The sequence below is a fragment of the Virgibacillus subterraneus genome (assembly GCF_900110695.1).
Taxonomy (GTDB): Bacteria; Bacillota; Bacilli; order Bacillales; family Amphibacillaceae; genus Lentibacillus; species Lentibacillus subterraneus.
This window is the reverse complement of the sequence record NZ_FOEH01000002.1, coordinates 297,706-314,902: the sequence shown is the minus strand read 5'-3', so window position 1 is coordinate 314,902 and position 17,197 is coordinate 297,706. Positions and strand designations below refer to the sequence as shown.

The window sequence follows — 17,197 nt, the reverse complement described above, 5'->3', positions numbered from 1 at the left end:
ATAGCATTTATCTCTTTAAATTCTAACAGATATTAACGATTTTTTTCATCTGTCAATTGTTCTTTAATCATGACCTCTTTTTTACGTGGACTGCCTAAATAAATATCTTTAACAAATACATAAATTATTAAATGTCCAAGCCCAAATGCTGCTAATAAAAACGGAATTATTTTTTCTGCGTCAAATAACGTAATAGCTAGCATGAAGATAACTATAGCTGTTACTCTCCCGGAATTGACAAATAGTTCTCGTACGACAATATATTCAACTCGAAAGTCTTTTGCCTTCCACGCTTTACCGATAACATCATATGTCATGGAAACATAAGGTACATTAATAATCGGATATGCAATACCTATTATTGCAGCATAAATAATAAGTTGGATATAACTTATACTGAACAGAATAATGTAGATAGAAAAATATAAAATTAATCCACCTGTAAGTATTGCCTTTTTTCGCATAGATGGTTTAATCCACTTCGTTACAATAAAGTAGAAAATAAAAGAGAGACCAGATAGGAATAAGTTAAACATCCCTAACGCAAATTCACTCTGAGTTGTAATGAATACCCAGATTGCAATAACAAACAGGAAAATCCCTTCACGCAAACCTTGAAAGACATGCGCATTAAGAATTTTTCTCCAATTATTATTATGTCTTCTCTCAGCTAATACCCGTTTAAAATGAAAAGCACCTTCTGCCTGACGACGTTTTAAGATAAAACTGCATCCAACTGCACCAATAAACAAACAGAAAGAAATTGTAAAGATCGTAGTATACCCAATATTTGCTTCCATGTTTGCTATAATCGTACCAGCTAACAACGGACCAATCATACCACTAAAAGATTGGAGGATGCCTAGAAACCCATTGAAAAAATCTCTTGATTCTGGTTCTGTAATTTCAAATGTAAGTACATTAAATGCTAACCAGTAGAACCCAAAACCTATACCCAATAAACCGCCCAATAAAAAGTTATAGGTTGCAGCCTTCTCGGCAATAATTAACACACTCAAAAAAAATAGAGATAAAAATATTACCCCTAATCGCAGCACAATAACCCGGTCAACCTTTTTAGCTATTTTCCCTGCCAAAATAAAAGTGATTGGCTGGAATAAATATATTCCTAAGTTATACATAGCAATTGTAATGTAATCACCGGATTGCTTCCATAAATATATATTGACGAATGTATTAGAGAGAAATATTCCTAACGAATAAAGGCCCCCTATTACCAGCAAAAAAATGAGATCCCTGTTTATATCTACTTTTCCTGCTATATTTTGAAAGATTTTATGCATATCTTTTGCTCCTTTTTATCGTTTATAGTTTGAGCAAATAGGTGTTAGATATGCAATTTAATTACATTAGTAAACTTGGCCTTATGAAAGGTTATATTGCTTTCTTAGAACCCTTATACTTTGGAGTGCAAGCCTTAATATAGATAATCCTTGGTTGTACTTATCAGTAAGAAAGTATTTATTCTTTTTTAACTACAAAAAAGACACGGGAATTGTGCTCCCGTGTCTTTTAAAGACTAATTAATTACTTAGCGTTGTTATAATTTTTAGCTACTTCATCCCAATTTACTACATTCCAAAAAGCAGAAGCGTAATCAGGACGCTTGTTTTGATATTTAAGGTAATATGCGTGCTCCCAAACATCAAGCCCTAAGACTGGCGTTTTGCCATCCGATAACGGTGTGTCCTGGTTTGGAGTACTAGTTACTTCAAGCTCACCATTGTTTACTACTAGCCATGCCCAGCCGGAACCGAAACGGCCTTTTGCAGCTGTTTCAAATTCTTCTTTAAACTTATCAAAGCTGCCAAATTTAGCTTTTAATTTATCAGCTAATTCACCAGAAGGCTCGCCACCACCATTAGGTGACATAACTTTCCAGAATAAGCTATGGTTTGCATGGCCGCCACCATTGTTTCGAACAGCGGTGCGGATATTTTCAGGTACTGCATCAAGATTGCTCACAAGGTCTTCAATTGATTTATCCTGAAGGTCTGCGTGTCCATCTAAAGCACCGTTTAATTTTGTTACATAAGTATTATGATGCTTCGTGTGGTGAATGTTCATCGTTTCTTTATCGATTGTAGGTTCTAAAGCATCGTATGCATAAGGTAGTTCTGGTAGTTCAAATTTAGCCATTATAATTTCCTCCTTTAATAATTATGTTATTAAAAGGTTTGAATATTCACCCTTTAAAATAAAGATTATCAAAGCTATCACACACATGCAAATTATATGCATATTTTTACAGTGTGGATAGTGAAAATAATCCACATTAAATTATTCCCGGATTTTTGCATATGAAACATATATTCTGAGAAAGAAAAAAAGCGTAAGTGCCTGTTCAGCGGCGTATGGAATTCGCTCATCGCTTCGGGTGGGTCGACGTTGTCACAGGATGTGGTGATTTTAGTCGAACATCCTTTATTTCTTATCGTAGACATGGGGAGCAAAGTTCACTAGGCGCTGGACGTGGACGATTTAGAAGCACAGTTACCACAACACTTAAATTTCGTAGCTAAATAAAAAAACAAGCGATTTGCTTGTTTAAGGATGGCTCCGGACGGAATCGAACCGCCGACACAAGGATTTTCAGTCCTTTGCTCTACCGACTGAGCTACAGAGCCATATGAGGTTTTAGATTTAATAATTAGTGCTCAACGTGCGTTGTAAGTTATCTCGGCGATGTTGCACTCCTCGCAGACCTGCAAATGCTTCACCTCATGTTAGATTACTCTTGTGGCTTCTTGTTGACGGTTTTAAAAACCGTTTTAAATATGTATGGAGGAGGAAGAGGGATTCGAACCCCCGCGGGCTTTGACACCCCTGTCGGTTTTCAAGACCGATCCCTTCAGCCAGACTTGGGTATTCCTCCGAGTTTTAATGGTGGACCCTGCAGGACTCGAACCTGCGACCGATCGGTTATGAGCCGATAGCTCTAACCAGCTGAGCTAAGGGTCCTCTCTAAGTATCTTAATGGGGCGACCGGTGGGGATTGAACCCACGAATGCCGGAGCCACAATCCGGTGCGTTAACCACTTCGCCACGACCGCCATTAATATATAGTTTATGGTAGCGGCGGAGGGGATCGAACCCCCGACCTCACGGGTATGAACCGTACGCTCTCGCCAGCTGAGCTACACCGCCATATGGCTCCACAGGTAGGAATCGAACCTACGACCGATCGGTTAACAGCCGATTGCTCTACCGCTGAGCTACTGTGGAATAATCTTAAGTAAATTATCAAGGTGTTACAACCTTATTTTTCGTGCTCTTCGTGTTGAAAATTGATTTGAAATTAATTAGCGACGAAATATAATTTACCATGTACGACAGAATCTGTCAATAACTTAGACGTTAATTTTTATTTATGTATGAAAATCTTATGAAGAAGCACCAATTAGAAGCACCATTAAACACTATAGCATTTTATTGAGAGGTTTTCAATAAAAATAAAGAGGTGCATTGCACCTCCTCAAATATTACTCACCTAATACTTCCTCAGCGATATTAACTGCGTGATCACCAATTCGTTCCAGATTACTAATTATGTCGACAAATACTATTCCGGCTGAACCACTGCATAAGCCTTCATTCATACGAATGATATGCTTCTTCCGGTAAGTACGTTCCATCTTGTCTATTTCGTCCTCTTTTTGTACTACCGCAAGTGCTTCCTCGCGGTCCATTTGATCAAGAGCTTTTATTGCTTGTTTGACTGTTAATATAGTTAAATCAAACATATTATTTAAATCTTCTTCAGCTTGTTCTGTCAAGTAAACTTTATTTGAAATTTTATAATCAATTAACTCGATGATGTTCTCAAAGTGATCCCCAATTCGTTCAATATCACGAACAGAGTCTATTAACGCTGTGTGTTTCGCGCTCTCCAGTTCAGACATGGACTCTCCAGATAATTCAATTAAATAATCCGTAATTCTTTGATCCAGGTTATTAAGCGCACCTTCTATTTGCATTGCCATTTCTGAATGTTTCTGGCTTTGTGTTGTCAAATATAAGTTTGTTTCTTCAAGTCCTTTATATGCATATTCTCCCATGCGAATCACTTCTGATTTTGCCTGATCTAACGCTAAAGTAGAAGATTGTTGGATAAATATAGGGTCTAAATGTTTTGGTTTATATTCGACAATGGTATCGTCTCCTGGAATAATTTTGGTTACAATCCAGGCTAAAGCACCAATAAATGGAAATTGCACTATTGTGTTTACTAAGTTAAAGCTACCATGTGCAAAGGCAATAGTCATCTCTGGATTCAAACCTAAACTTGACTGCAAATATAAAACATATTGAGTAAAAAGCCCCAAAAGAACAAGAAATACAGTTGTACCTGCCAAGTTAAAAATTACATGTACATAAGCTGCACGTTTTGCTGCTACACTTGCTCCGATTGACGCAAGAACAGCCGTAATAGTTGTACCAACATTATCACCAAATAAAACTGGTACTGCCGCCTTCAATTCAATTGCTCCTTCAGAAAACAACCCTTGCAGTATACCTATTGTAGCACTTGAACTTTGCACAATTACTGTGAACAATGTTCCTATTATAACGCCTAAAATAGGATTGGAACTCATATTTAAAGTTAATTCCTGAAATGCCTCCAGGCTACGTAATGGTGACATCCCGCTGCTCATTAACTCTAAACCAAAGAACAAGGAACCAAAACCAAATACGGTTTGTCCAATGTTGTTAACTTTTTGATTTTTAAAGAAAAACAAAAGGAAACAACCAACAGCTATTATTGGTAGTGCATAGGCACCTAAATCTATACCTATGATGAATGCAGTCACAGTGGTACCAATATTTGCGCCCATTATAACACCAATAGCTTGTCTAAGAGTCATAAAGCCTGCATTAACCAACCCGACTGTTAAGACCGTTGTACCAGAGCTACTTTGTATTAAGATAGTAACAATTATACCTGCTAATACACCTAGGAAAGGGTTACTAGTGAACTTATCAAGTATATCTCGTAGTCGATTGCCTGCTGTTTTCTGCAGACCCTCACCCATATACTTAATACCTAATAAGAATATTCCCAAACCACCAATAAACTCAAATATCATTTTCTGTACATCAATATCCAAACATTATACCACCCTTCGAATCCTGTTGAAAACTGTCACATACCTTGTCCATTATTAAAGATAAATTCACCGTTTGTAAAGTAATTATTTAAAACTTTACATAAAATTTACATTCATATGTATGCTAAAAATAATACTATACTTATTAACTACCCTAACTTAAGGCTTTTCATTCTTAAACGTAGAAAAATTGGTTTATCAATCAATGGTTCTAATAATGAAATTGCTTTGGCTTTGGTAGAGCCTTCAATAAAGACAAATTGATTTACAATAATTTTATCTTTGTATATCTCAAAAAAATAACACCCATGAACCAAGTCGATTCAATGAGTATTACCTTTTTATTCATTATTTGTATTTTCAACAAGAATTCTGGTCCCATCCACATCTACTACCTTTATCTTGGTATTCTCGGGGATCCATTGACCATTTGAAATAGCGCTGTAGTTTTTGTTTTTAATTCGAACCGTACCAACTGGGCGGAGGTTGCTTACTGTTTTACCTTCTTCATTCAATAACTGTTCATATTCCTCATTCATCGAGTTATACCCTGCTTCTTTAGTTAATTGATCTACTAACGTTAGTTTTGACCACATATCCCGCCGTTTAAATACTTTCAAGAAGAATAATGATGAAAATCCACCTAAAAGAACGCCAATAACTGCGTACATGCCTGCATAGAGATTTGGTGCAGTTAATGCTACAGCTGTAAGCATACAAGCTAAACCAATTGTTGCAAGAGTACCATCATTAATTACTTTACCATCAATAATAATAAGTAATAATCCAAGTAAATAAACAATAAGCATAATAATAAAGGAGCCTGTTTCCAGATAAACTGCAAAATATACAGTTATAAACCCTAACCCCATAAGTCCGAAAAATCCACGCATATTGACCAGCATTTCACCGATAAGAAATAAAGTCCCAAATCCAGTGATAATGAAGCCTATCCAATCTAATGAAAAAATATCCATGTACAAGCCTCCTTTTTCCGTCAATTATTGTACGTATTAATGATATAAATTGTTTCAAAAGAGGGGTAAAAAAATGAATAATATTTTAAAAACTTTTATATATATTTTAATTGCATTATTTTTTATAAGTATATATAAAGATTTAAGTATTGGAACAACTCTCACATCAATAAATAAAACTAAGCAACCACAAGAAGAATATGTAACAAATACCAAAAATATATCAGTAATGGAAGTGAAAGTTCATCATGGAGATACACTTCTTACAATAGTTGAAAAAATAAATCCACAACTAACTAATAATTTAGATGTTACTAAAATTGTAGCAGACTTTAAAGTTTTAAACCCCACCGTAGACCCTAAAAAATTACAACCTAACGAATTTTACTCATTTCCAATATATGAAAAAGAGGCTGATAATTAATCAGCCTCTCTTTTCTAAACATATGGAAGAACAAAAAGTGTAATAAGAATTGAAGCTGCACCTGCAATTATTGCAGTGTTACCAAGTGTTTCTGCATCCCGGTTTCTTGCTATAAAACCTACTATTATCCCGGCTCCTCCAAGAATTATTGGCATGATAAAGAATGAAATAATGGATAGTGCTAAAGCCATCCATCCAAAAGCACTGTTTGCTTGAGTGCCTTCGGTATCTTCTTCATTTTTAACTGTGTCGCCTATATCATCTGCTGTCATTTCAGCAGCAAATTCTTCATCATCCCTTCTACTGTTTGCAGCTGGGGTTTCTGGTACATCTTCTGATTCAACAGGTGGCTGTCCGCTTAAATTTGTTCCAACCATGTCCATATCACGTGTTTCTGGTTGTTGCTTCTTGTTCAGATCATCTTCCACATTGTTTTGACGGGTAAACTCATCCATATTCAAGACCTCTCTTTCCTTTAAATGAGGTGCGTTCATAGTTTATGGAGAACTTGATGATTATAATGATGGTAGTTGATGGTAACCATCATTTTGCATTTGTAAATTGCTTATAATCTTCAGCATTATTCTTAATTTCAAGCGCATACCAGCTTTTGGCATGTCCATTTTTATCAAGATAGTTTTTTAATCCTCCTATGCCACGATGGTATGCAGTTAGCGCTTTATCCCAATTGCCATATTGTTTATGAAGAAAATCCAAATATACGAACGTTAAATGAATGGAATAGTATGGATTGAATAATAATTCTTCATTATATGGTATCCCAGACATCTCAGCAATCCAAGGTGCTGTATTCTTCATAATTTGCCCCATTCCATACGCTTTACCATATTTAGTTTCAGGGCCCACGAGATTAGGATCAAACGTATTACCTGTTTCAACTCTAAATAGTTCGTAAGCTATATATGGGCTTATATCAAATGATTCAGCCTCCTGAACTAAATATATAGCCCAGGACTTTTTAAACTTGCCATTACTATCTTTAACCAATTTATTAGCTTGTTTATTTACATAAGTCCATGAGTAATAACTATTTTTTTTTGCATCAAGTAACTGCTCTGAATCTAAATAATCATTTTCTAATGTTAATTTTTGATTCTCTGCTTCAAGATGGTTGTTTCTAGAATCTAATTGGTTATTTTCTTGTAAGTACGAATAAGATATAACGGTAAATATAGTACTAATACATATAAATACAATAAGTTGTTTAAATAATTGTGAATGTTGTTGATCCATAATTACCTCCTTTAGTTTACTGAACAAGTAAATTTTTTAATTGGTTTTGCATATAGTAAATCAGTATTCATTTTAGAGGAGTATGGAAATGTCAAAATTTATTAAAGATTTGGCCATCAAAAAAATGAAGCAGCTTTCAACGGAAGAACTGCTCCATTACAGTAAGCAAAATGGTGTTATTATTACTCGTTTACAGGCTCAGCAGATTATATCCTACTTACAAAATCATTCCGTGGATCCATTTGACGATCAAGGTAGGCATAAAATGTTAATAGAACTATCACGAATCACCGATAGGGAGACAGCAAAAAAATCAGAAAAACTATTTCACGAACTTATCAAGGCTTATGGGTTAGAACACTTATTTAATTAATACCCTAATTATTGCTTTCTAAACCAGGGCTCTTTTGATAAATATTGTCAATTTATAATATTTACTAAAACAGCCTAAATTAGAAAACTTGACTCACCAATCCTTAATTGCCTGCAAAAAAAGGGAATGACATATTAAACGTCATTCCCTTCGAGTTTATTGGCTTACTATTTTTTCTTTTAAGTCAGGAATAAAATTGCCTTCTTTAATCATGTCAATTTCGAATTTATATGGGGGTTTCTTATTCTTTTTATCTTCACCGACAAAAGGCGTTTCCAATATTTTAGGTAAATGCTTTAATTGTGGATGATGAATAACATGTTGTAATGCCTCGAACCCAATATGACCAAAGCCAATGTTTTCATGACGGTCTTTATGGGCACCTTGTTCATTCTTACTGTCATTCACATGAATTACCTTTAATCGATTTATACCTATAATCTTATCGAATTCATCCAAAACGCCATCAAAATCATTCACAACATTGTATCCAGCGTCATGTATGTGACATGTGTCCATACAGACCGATAATTTTTCATTATGTGTAACACCATCAAAAATTCGTGCTAATTCATCAAAGGTACGCCCAACCTCTGATCCTTTACCAGCCATTGTTTCCAATGCAATTTGTACATCTTTATCTTTTTCTAGGACTTCATTTAATCCTTCGATTATTCTTTCAATACCTTTATCAGCTCCTTCACCGACATGTGAACCGGGGTGAAGAACGATTTGCTTGGCTCCAATTGCAGCAGTACGATCTATTTCATTTCGTAAAAAAGTTACACCTAGTTCGAATGTTTCTTTTTTAACTGTATTCCCTATATTTATTATATAAGGAGCGTGAACAACGATGTCCTCTATTCCATTGTCTTTCATGTGTTCTCTTCCTGCTGTTATATTTAGCTCTTCAATAGGCTTTCTTCTTGTATTTTGTGGTGCACCAGTATAAATCATAAATGCATTAGAACCATATGATTCCGCTAGTTCACTTGAGCCTAATAACATTTTCTTCCCACTCATCGATACGTGTGATCCAATTTTTAGCAATTACTCCACCTCAATTTATCTTTTCTTTTTATTAGTTTTTTTTACCATTTGTTTTTTTATATTTTCTTGTTCCCTTTTCATCTTTTTCTTATATCCAGGTTTTACCTTTTTAGTCTTTTTAACCTGTTTCCAAGCTTGTGAATCAATATCTGTTTTCGTTTTAGTACGTAATTCACGCTCATTCCATGACTTTGCTTCTTTCCACTCTCCATTCTTAATATCAAAAAATGTGAACGTCAAGCCTTTTTGCTCCAGCCTTTGAATCAGGTTTATGTCCTGATCAGCATATAAACTGATTGCTGTACCTTCCATCCCGGCACGAGCTGTTCGTCCCACACGATGCACATAAAAATCTTCTTCTTTAGGGAGTTGTGCGTTTATGACATGACTTACCCCTTTTATATCTATTCCGCGTGAGGCTAGATCAGTTGCAACAATATATTGGTATCGAAGGCTTTGGATATCCTTTAGTACTCGTTTACGTTCCCTTGGCTTTAATCCGCCATGTATGAGCCCAACATCAAGTCCCTTTTGCTGCAAAGAAGCTGCAAGTGTATTAGCAATATCCTTACCATTTGTAAAAATAATTGCCAGATAGGGCTGTATCGTTTTGGAAATTTCTATAATAACATCGGATTCATCCCTGTGTTTTAAAGCAATTAATCGATGCTCCATCGTTTCAGGCGAAAGTTGATCATCAATTTTTACATGTAAAGGGTTCTCTAGGTATTTTTTGAAAAAATGCTCTAATCGCTGTGGAATAGTCGCTGAAAATACAAGTAACTGAACGTCTTTTCTTGCTCGCACCAGTAATTGGTCAACCTCATTAATAAACCCTAAATCAAGCATAAGATCTGCTTCATCGATAACAAACGAATTTGCAGAATATAAAGAAAGGGCATCTTCTTTGACTATATCCAATATTCGGCCAGGCGTACCAATGATAATATGTGGTGGTTCCTTTAGTTTCTCCATCATTTTCTGCTTATCAGTTCCACCAACCAATAACTTGGCATTCCAAATTTCTTTCTTTCCTGCATAATGAATAATCTTTTTAACTTCTTCATGTATCTGCATTGCCAGTTCTCGAGTCGGAGCAGTAATAACAAACTGCACTTCGCGTTTGCTAGCGTCTATCTGATTAAATAAAGGTAATAAATATGCATGTGTTTTTCCGGACCCTGTATGTGACTGTCCTACAACACTTTTACCTTTAAGAATTGCTGGCATCACCTTTTGCTGTATTTCAGTCGGGTGTTTAAATCCTAAGTGATCGATAGTGTCTGACAATACTGGGTGAAATACAAACTGCTTAAAATTATTTTCCATATAATAGTACTCCTTTTTGATGATAATCAATCATCCAATAGCTTAGAAAACCTGTTATCGTTATAGGGCTTTTGTAGAAAGCGTATTTCACTTTCTCAACTGCCTACAAATACCAGCTTATATCTATTATAATGTAGTTTAACATTACATGCATTATATAAACTGAAACGGTTCAGTGTTTGAGTTGGACAGAATAACTTCTATATTCTTATTATTGAGGTGATTATCCAAATATTCCTTTGCTCCTTCTTTCATTACTTTTTCTACATGATGTCCCGGATCGATAACTGATAACCCCATTTGCCAGGCATCCTGAGCGGCATGAAATGTCATATCACCTGTAATGAATACATCTGCCCCCATTTTTTTAGCTGTATGAATTAATTTTTCACCACTACCACCTAAAATAGCTACTTTTCTTACCTTTTTAGTTAAATCACCGGTAACGCGCAAGGATGGAACCTCAAGTACACGTTTAACTTGCTCCGAAAAGTCTTGCAAAGTTAATCCTTTATCTAATGTTCCAATACGACCAATACCATAAGTTTGCCCTGAATTATGAAGTGGCATTACATCGTAGGCAGCTTCTTCGTATGGATGTGCATTAATCATTGCCTCAACAACACGTGCTAATTTAGGCTGTGGTATAATTGATTCAACCTTAACTTCATCCACGAATGTTAAACTGTTAGCTGTACCGATATACGGATTTGCCCCTTCCTGCGGCATAAATGTCCCTTGACCTTCTGTTTGAAATGTACAATGACTATAGTCACCAATATATCCTGCTCCATTTTCACTCATGGCTTCTCGCACTTCGTTCATATGTGTCTTTGGTACAAATACTGAAATTTTTACCAGTTCCTCCTGATAGGTCTGTTGTAATACTTCTGTTCGATTAATATTAAGCAAATCACAAAGCATATCATTTACGCCACCGTCAGCAGTATCAAGGTTTGTATGGGAAGCGTATACAGAAATATTGTGCTGTATTAACTTTTGAATAATTCGGCCTTGAAATGTGTCCACATTTACTTGTTTCACCGATTTAAATAATAGAGGATGGTGTGCAATTATTAAGTCAACATTCTTTTCTATTGCTTCATCCACTACAGATTCCAGGACATCCAAAGTTACCATCACCTTGGTTACTTGATTATTGAATGATCCAACCTGTAATCCAACATTATCCCAATCGTATGCCAGATGCTTTGGTGCCCATTTTTCCATCAACTGAAAAATATCACTGTTTCGAGTTGTCACCGCCATTTTTTAAAACCTCCTGTACCCAAGACAATTCTTTTTCAAATTCGCTTATTTTATTCTGATTTTGTTCTCTTGCCTTTTTCATTTCATCGATAACTCTGATTCGCTTCGAAAGCTCATTTTTCCATTTTTTAATAAACGTTTCTGTTTTATGTTCTAATAACAGTGGTCCGAATAATAGCTGTTTTTGCAATAGATCCATTTTATACGGACTTCTAGCGGCATTTCTGTCTGCTACAATTATTTCGTAAATATGTCCATTTTCCTCTAGTATTTCCTCGCAGGTAATGGTGTAGTTGTTTTCATAAAGCCATTTTCGAACATTTCGTTCATTTACATTTGGCTGTGCGATAATTCGTTGCACACCGCATAATCTGTCCTTACCTTCTTCGAGAATGGATCTTATAAGCGTACCGCCCATACCTGCAACAACAAGCAGATTTACTTCTCTGTCTTGTATAACGTGCAATCCATCACCTAATCGTACTTGTACCCTAGATGATAGATCATATTTATTAACTGTCTCAATAGCACTTTTGAAAGGTCCTTCTTTTACTTCACCTGCAATTGCATGTGCTTTGCTGTCATATAAACAAACGTAGCATGGTAAATACGCATGATCAGATCCGATATCTGCAAAAACAGCACCTTCCGTGATAAACGTTGCAACGGTACTCAATCGTTCAGAAAGTTTAATTATGTTATTCATTATTTTCTCCTTCATTATTGACACACGTCTAATAGCATAAAAGAGCAAGCCTTCTGCATGATATCAGTCAGCTTACTCTTTTAGCATAATAAACTATAAGTATCCTAAAAATCTACTTTTGTTCGGAAAGCCATTTTGCAACAGCATCGGCTTTTTCACCCTGTATGATATTTCCTTGCATACCAGCATCAGGAAAACCAGTTTTGATAATTTCTCTAATCTCCTCTTGGGAGTACTTACTTCCAACTTTATTTAATGCTGGTCCCATTCCACCAGAAAGATCTGCACCATGACAGCTAGCACAATTACTTTCAAAAACTTTAGAAGGGTCACTAGTGGTTTCTCCCTCTTGTGACTTTTCTTCCGTATTTTCGCCACCATTTTTCTCTTTTTTTTCAATAGTCTGACGTTGATCCAGGCCAACAAACGATATAACAACTACTAAGAGTATCCCTATTACAGCAATAGTTGCATAAGGGATGACTGGGTTCTTCTTCATCGTAGTTCCTCCTTATGTAATCCCCTTAATCTCTATTTTGTTTCAAAAGCTATATATATTTTACTCGAAAAACAAATTTGTTTAAAGGGATAAGATGTGAATTTTTTGTAAAACAATATATAAAATGACAAATGCTATACCAAATATGCTAACAATTTTAAGGTATTTAATATCGATTCGCCGACTAAAAAAATACCATGAAATTACATTTATAATCATCACAAATTGCAGAAACCATTGATTAGCAGTAAATAATGTACTTATATATATCGACATTAAAAGCAACAACAGCAGAAAAGTTACTATAGAAAGATGATAATAGATCGTAAGCTTTTGACTGTAGACTCTAGACATCCAATAAGAATATGTTACAAATAAAAATAAGGTACTTACTTGTAGTGAAGCAGGAAATTCGGTAAAATAAATAACTAGGAAAGCAAATGGTAATAATAAGCTTAATAAAGTTAATTGAATAGCTGTTAAGATATTTATCCTATTTTTTCCAGTATTTTCTTCTCCGACACCCTCACCATTTGTATATATAGCCAAAAGAAAATCACAGTACACATCGGGTAGTAAATTATGCTCTTTCCAATAATGGATTTCTTCAACAACTGTTGCGATTCGCCTATCCGACATAAGAATCACCCCGATGCAGTTATAACCTACAACTTATCAAATTTTTTTATAAAAATGTAAACAGTCATTGAACACTAGAAAATTTGGCTTATCGTTAAAGAGATTTGTTTTCAAATCGTAAATTATCTTCTTAGAACACCTTATACTCTGGTGTGCATGCAAGCCTTAGTCGCACTTATGCAGTTAGAAAGTATCTATACTTTCTTAACTGCCAACAAATAGTGCTTAATGACTGAAACGATTTATTCCAAAAAATCTTTTAATCGTTTACTACGACTAGGATGTCTAAGCTTCCGTAAAGCTTTTGCTTCAATTTGACGAATTCGTTCTCTTGTAACGCCAAACACTTTACCAACTTCCTCCAGTGTTCTTGTTCGTCCATCATCTAAACCAAAACGTAAACGTAATACATTCTCTTCCCGGTCAGTAAGTGTATCTAGAACATCCTCCAGTTGTTCTTTTAAAAGTTCATAAGCAGCATGATCTGACGGAGAAACTGCTTCTTGATCTTCTATGAAATCACCTAAATGGGAGTCATCTTCTTCCCCTATTGGTGTTTCAAGTGAGACTGGCTCCTGAGCTATCTTTAGGATGTCACGAACCTTATCAGGAGAAAGTTCCATTTCTTTTCCGATTTCTTCTGGTGTTGGTTCTCTTCCAAGGTCTTGTAACAATTGGCGCTGTACGCGAATAAGTTTGTTAATCGTTTCAACCATATGGACTGGTATCCGTATTGTTCTCGCTTGGTCCGCAATTGCTCTTGTAATTGCTTGACGAATCCACCATGTAGCATACGTACTAAACTTAAACCCTTTACGATAATCGAATTTTTCAACAGCTTTGATAAGACCCATATTACCTTCCTGAATTAAATCAAGAAAAAGCATACCTCGACCAACATATCGCTTTGCAATACTAACTACAAGACGCAAGTTAGCCTCAGCTAGACGTCTTTTTGCCTCATCTTCATTATTTTCAATTCGATGAGCTAGATCGATTTCTTCAGCAGCCGAAAGTAAATCCACTCTCCCTATTTCTTTTAAATACATTCTAACGGGATCATTTATCTTTATACCGAGTGGTACACTTAAATCATTTAAATCAAATTCTTCTTCTTTTGCAATTTGCTGCATTTTAGGATCTTCTTCTGAATCACCAATAACCTCTACACCTTGCTCTGCTAGGTACCCATAAAATTCATCCATCTGCTCGGATTCAATTTCGAAGCTAGATAAACGATCAGCAACTTCTTCATAAGCCAGTGCTCCGCGCTTTTTTCCTATTTCAAGCAATTGATCTTTTGCTTGATCCAGTGTTAGTTCATTTTCATTTTCTTTTGTTTGTGAAGGCTTATTTTCGGCCATGAGTCCCCCTCCTTCCAACTACAATATCAATTTAATTTCTTTAACTGCTTCTGCAATTCAATAATCTCCATTGCAATCCTTGCAGCCTTTATTGGGTCGTTTTGTTGTTCGGCTAATTTTTGTTCTTCTTTAAGTGCCTGAATACTATCTTTACTGCTATTTTCAGCACGAATTATCCGAATATAATCACTGATTTCCTTATCACTTATATTTTCAAGAACAGGAATCATTGCAACCTCTGTAACTAAACGCCTTAAATTGTCATCAGTCAACGTTTCAATAAACATACTGACATCGGCTTGATGACCTTCTTCATAGAATGCATACAAATGTGTAGCAATAATTTTATGCTCATCAACATTAAAGGATGCACCTATTTCCTCCTGCACTTTATCAGTAATAGAAGTGTCTTGCAACATATATGCAATAAGCTGTCTTTCTGCATTATGAAAAGCTGGTAGTAATTTTTTTGTTTGTTGAAATTGTGGTGCCCTATTAGTATATCTGTTCTTTTCTCTCTTATCCTTACCAATGCCCATCTTTTGCCGATGGCTCTGGATTTCTTGTGTTAATGATTCCATTGTTACATTATATTCATTACTTATTTCTTTTAAGTAATATTCCCGTTCAACAGAACTCTCAATCATTGCAAGCTGTTTAAGTACACTTTCAATATATTGTATACGGTCACTTTCAAGACTAAGGTTGAAATCCTTTTTAAGATATTGCATGTAAAAGCTCGTAAACGTATTACTTGCTTTAATAACCTCATCTTTAAATGCAGTAGCACCAAATTCGTGTATAAAACTATCTGGATCCATGTTTTCCCTTAAATTTGCTATTTTTACATGACACCCAATCTTTTGTAACAAAACAGCAGCTTTGTATGTTGCTTCAGTGCCTGCATTATCAGCGTCATAACAGATAGTCACTGTATCAACATAACGCCTTAATAGTTTTGCTTGTGATTCTGTAAGTGAAGTTCCTAAAGTTGCTACAGCATTTTTTACCTCTGCCTGATATGCTGAAATAACATCCATATACCCTTCGAATAGAACTACTTCGCTTTGTTTACGAATGTGTTTTTTGGCTAAATCAAAATTGTATAAGATACGTCCCTTTTGAAACAATTCACTTTCAGAGCTGTTCAGATATTTTGGCTCCTGATCTCCAATTGTTCGACCACCAAAACCTATGGACTTCCCTAAGTGATTCCGAATTGGAAATATGACTCTGCTTCGAAATCGGTCAGTTACACTATTATCTTCATTTAGAGAAAGTAAACCAGCTTTAACAAGTATCTGTTGATGAAAGCCTTTTTTCTGAAGAAACTCAGCTGTAAAGTCTTTTACATTTGGTGCAAATCCTAATTGAAAAACATCAATCGTTTCGTCAGTGATACCTCGGTCTTTAAAGTATTGATAGCCCTCTTTACCATCTTTCGTATATCGTAATAAGTGATGATAAAGTTTAGTAATCCATTCGTAAGCAGATAGTATATTTTGATTTTCTTCCGACATGGATGATTCTTTGTTCATCCCTGTTTCAGGTAAGTCTACTCCACTTCTGCTGGCTAGAAACTTTAGAGCCTCATAAAAAGAGTAATCTTCCATCTCTATTAGAAACGTCAATACATTTCCACCTTTACCACAACCAAAACAATGAAAAATCTGCTTCTCTTGCGTCACCGAAAAGGATGGAGTATTTTCACCATGAAATGGACAAAGTCCGAAAAAGTTTCTTCCCTGTTTTTTTAATTGAACATATTCTCCAATGACGTCAACAATATCATTGGATTTACGTACTTCTTCAATTACCTCTTCCGGTATTTGATTTGGCATTTTTACCACCATGCTTTAATATAATTCGATACTTGTTAAGAAAATCCTTCATGATTCGACAAAGTTTTTTTAGAAAGTCGAAAAAATTTCCTTCTATGGAGTATAAAACTTAGAAGGACTTGTTTAACTTGTTGTATTATTGTACCTCTTGACAGGCTTGTATAAACCCTATGACAAACTATTATAATGCCTATACACTGTATTTCTACATAGTTGAGTAATATTCCTTCCTATATCTTAATGTTTTATTTTTCTGAATACGTCAGATGCTCAACATTGCATAGTTTATTATTTTATTTTGACACAAAAAATAATTATAATACAAAATCATTAGGATTGCCAT

At 35.3% G+C, this 17,197-nt stretch carries 16 protein-coding genes and 6 tRNA genes; 2 read left to right on the top strand and 20 right to left on the bottom strand.

All coding sequences use genetic code 11. From position 1 onward, the window contains the following. Window positions 1–32: 32 nt before the first annotated feature. The 10 genes from BMY13_RS07995 to BMY13_RS07950 form a co-directional block, all read right to left on the bottom strand. Window positions 33–1,304: an MFS transporter gene (locus BMY13_RS07995; RefSeq protein ID WP_092503758.1), complete on the bottom strand. Its 1,272-nt coding sequence runs from the start codon at window positions 1,302–1,304 to the stop codon at window positions 33–35. A gap of 244 nt (window positions 1,305–1,548) precedes the next feature. Next, complete coding sequence (locus BMY13_RS07990; RefSeq protein ID WP_092492552.1) at window positions 1,549–2,160, bottom strand: superoxide dismutase; 612 nt, start codon at window positions 2,158–2,160, stop codon at window positions 1,549–1,551. A 415-nt stretch (window positions 2,161–2,575) separates the two neighbouring features. Further along, window positions 2,576–2,648: transfer RNA gene (locus BMY13_RS07985), tRNA-Phe, on the bottom strand. Window positions 2,649–2,803: 155 nt separating this feature from the next. Further along, window positions 2,804–2,896, bottom strand: a tRNA-Ser gene (locus BMY13_RS07980). Between the two features lie 9 nt (window positions 2,897–2,905). Continuing rightward, window positions 2,906–2,982, bottom strand: a tRNA-Ile gene (locus BMY13_RS07975). A 16-nt stretch (window positions 2,983–2,998) separates the two neighbouring features. Continuing rightward, a tRNA-His gene (locus BMY13_RS07970) sits at window positions 2,999–3,074 on the bottom strand. A gap of 17 nt (window positions 3,075–3,091) precedes the next feature. Next, window positions 3,092–3,168: transfer RNA gene (locus BMY13_RS07965), tRNA-Met, on the bottom strand. Window positions 3,169–3,171: 3 nt separating this feature from the next. Further along, window positions 3,172–3,246, bottom strand: a tRNA-Asn gene (locus BMY13_RS07960). 257 nt (window positions 3,247–3,503) lie between these two features. Then, window positions 3,504–5,129 (bottom strand): Na/Pi cotransporter family protein, encoded by a 1,626-nt coding sequence (locus BMY13_RS07955; RefSeq protein WP_092492551.1) that lies wholly within the window; start codon window positions 5,127–5,129, stop codon window positions 3,504–3,506. A gap of 341 nt (window positions 5,130–5,470) precedes the next feature. Then, window positions 5,471–6,106: an NfeD family protein gene (locus BMY13_RS07950; RefSeq protein ID WP_092492549.1), complete on the bottom strand. Its 636-nt coding sequence runs from the start codon at window positions 6,104–6,106 to the stop codon at window positions 5,471–5,473. A gap of 73 nt (window positions 6,107–6,179) precedes the next feature. Between BMY13_RS07950 and BMY13_RS07945 the strand changes: the two genes are divergently transcribed. Beyond that, entirely contained in the window at window positions 6,180–6,530 is a 351-nt protein-coding gene (locus BMY13_RS07945) for a hypothetical protein (protein WP_092492548.1), read from the top strand. 14 nt (window positions 6,531–6,544) lie between these two features. Here the strand turns inward: BMY13_RS07945 and BMY13_RS07940 are convergent, their stop codons facing one another. Together BMY13_RS07940 and BMY13_RS07935 are read right to left on the bottom strand one after the other, a co-directional pair. Continuing rightward, on the bottom strand, window positions 6,545–6,985 hold the full coding sequence (locus BMY13_RS07940; RefSeq protein ID WP_092503756.1) for an MATE family efflux transporter: 441 nt from the start codon (window positions 6,983–6,985) through the stop codon (window positions 6,545–6,547). Window positions 6,986–7,073: 88 nt separating this feature from the next. Then, entirely contained in the window at window positions 7,074–7,784 is a 711-nt protein-coding gene (locus BMY13_RS07935; RefSeq protein WP_092503754.1) for a lytic transglycosylase domain-containing protein, read from the bottom strand. Window positions 7,785–7,872: 88 nt separating this feature from the next. On the opposite strand from BMY13_RS07935, the gene BMY13_RS07930 reads away from it, so the two are divergent. Continuing rightward, complete coding sequence (locus tag BMY13_RS07930; protein WP_092492545.1) at window positions 7,873–8,157, top strand: DUF2624 family protein; 285 nt, start codon at window positions 7,873–7,875, stop codon at window positions 8,155–8,157. Window positions 8,158–8,313: 156 nt separating this feature from the next. Here the strand turns inward: BMY13_RS07930 and BMY13_RS07925 are convergent, their stop codons facing one another. The 8 genes from BMY13_RS07925 to dnaG all read right to left on the bottom strand — a co-directional run bounded on the left by BMY13_RS07925 (window position 8,314) and on the right by dnaG (window position 16,854). Next, a complete protein-coding gene (locus tag BMY13_RS07925; RefSeq protein WP_092492544.1) occupies window positions 8,314–9,207 on the bottom strand; it encodes a deoxyribonuclease IV in 894 nt (297 codons plus the stop codon). A gap of 15 nt (window positions 9,208–9,222) precedes the next feature. Beyond that, window positions 9,223–10,536 carry a DEAD/DEAH box helicase gene (locus BMY13_RS07920; RefSeq protein WP_092492543.1) on the bottom strand — a complete coding sequence of 438 codons (1,314 nt, stop codon included), beginning with the start codon at window positions 10,534–10,536 and terminating at the stop codon, window positions 9,223–9,225. Between the two features lie 153 nt (window positions 10,537–10,689). Beyond that, entirely contained in the window at window positions 10,690–11,805 is a 1,116-nt protein-coding gene (locus tag BMY13_RS07915) for a Nif3-like dinuclear metal center hexameric protein (protein WP_092503752.1), read from the bottom strand. Further along, window positions 11,780–12,511, bottom strand: coding sequence for a tRNA (adenine(22)-N(1))-methyltransferase (locus BMY13_RS07910; RefSeq protein ID WP_092503750.1), 732 nt, complete (start codon window positions 12,509–12,511; stop codon window positions 11,780–11,782). Before BMY13_RS07910 ends, BMY13_RS07915 begins: the two co-directional genes overlap by 26 nt. Window positions 12,512–12,623: 112 nt before the next feature. Continuing rightward, window positions 12,624–13,010, bottom strand: a complete 387-nt coding sequence (gene cccA, locus BMY13_RS07905; protein ID WP_092503748.1) for a cytochrome c550 — start codon at window positions 13,008–13,010, stop codon at window positions 12,624–12,626. A gap of 81 nt (window positions 13,011–13,091) precedes the next feature. After that, complete coding sequence (locus tag BMY13_RS07900) at window positions 13,092–13,649, bottom strand: hypothetical protein (RefSeq protein WP_092503746.1); 558 nt, start codon at window positions 13,647–13,649, stop codon at window positions 13,092–13,094. Between the two features lie 242 nt (window positions 13,650–13,891). Beyond that, window positions 13,892–15,013 (bottom strand): RNA polymerase sigma factor RpoD, encoded by a 1,122-nt coding sequence (gene rpoD / locus BMY13_RS07895; RefSeq protein WP_092492538.1) that lies wholly within the window; start codon window positions 15,011–15,013, stop codon window positions 13,892–13,894. A gap of 26 nt (window positions 15,014–15,039) precedes the next feature. Further along, on the bottom strand, window positions 15,040–16,854 hold the full coding sequence (dnaG, locus tag BMY13_RS07890; protein ID WP_092503744.1) for a DNA primase: 1,815 nt from the start codon (window positions 16,852–16,854) through the stop codon (window positions 15,040–15,042). Between the last annotated feature and the right edge of the window lie 343 nt (window positions 16,855–17,197).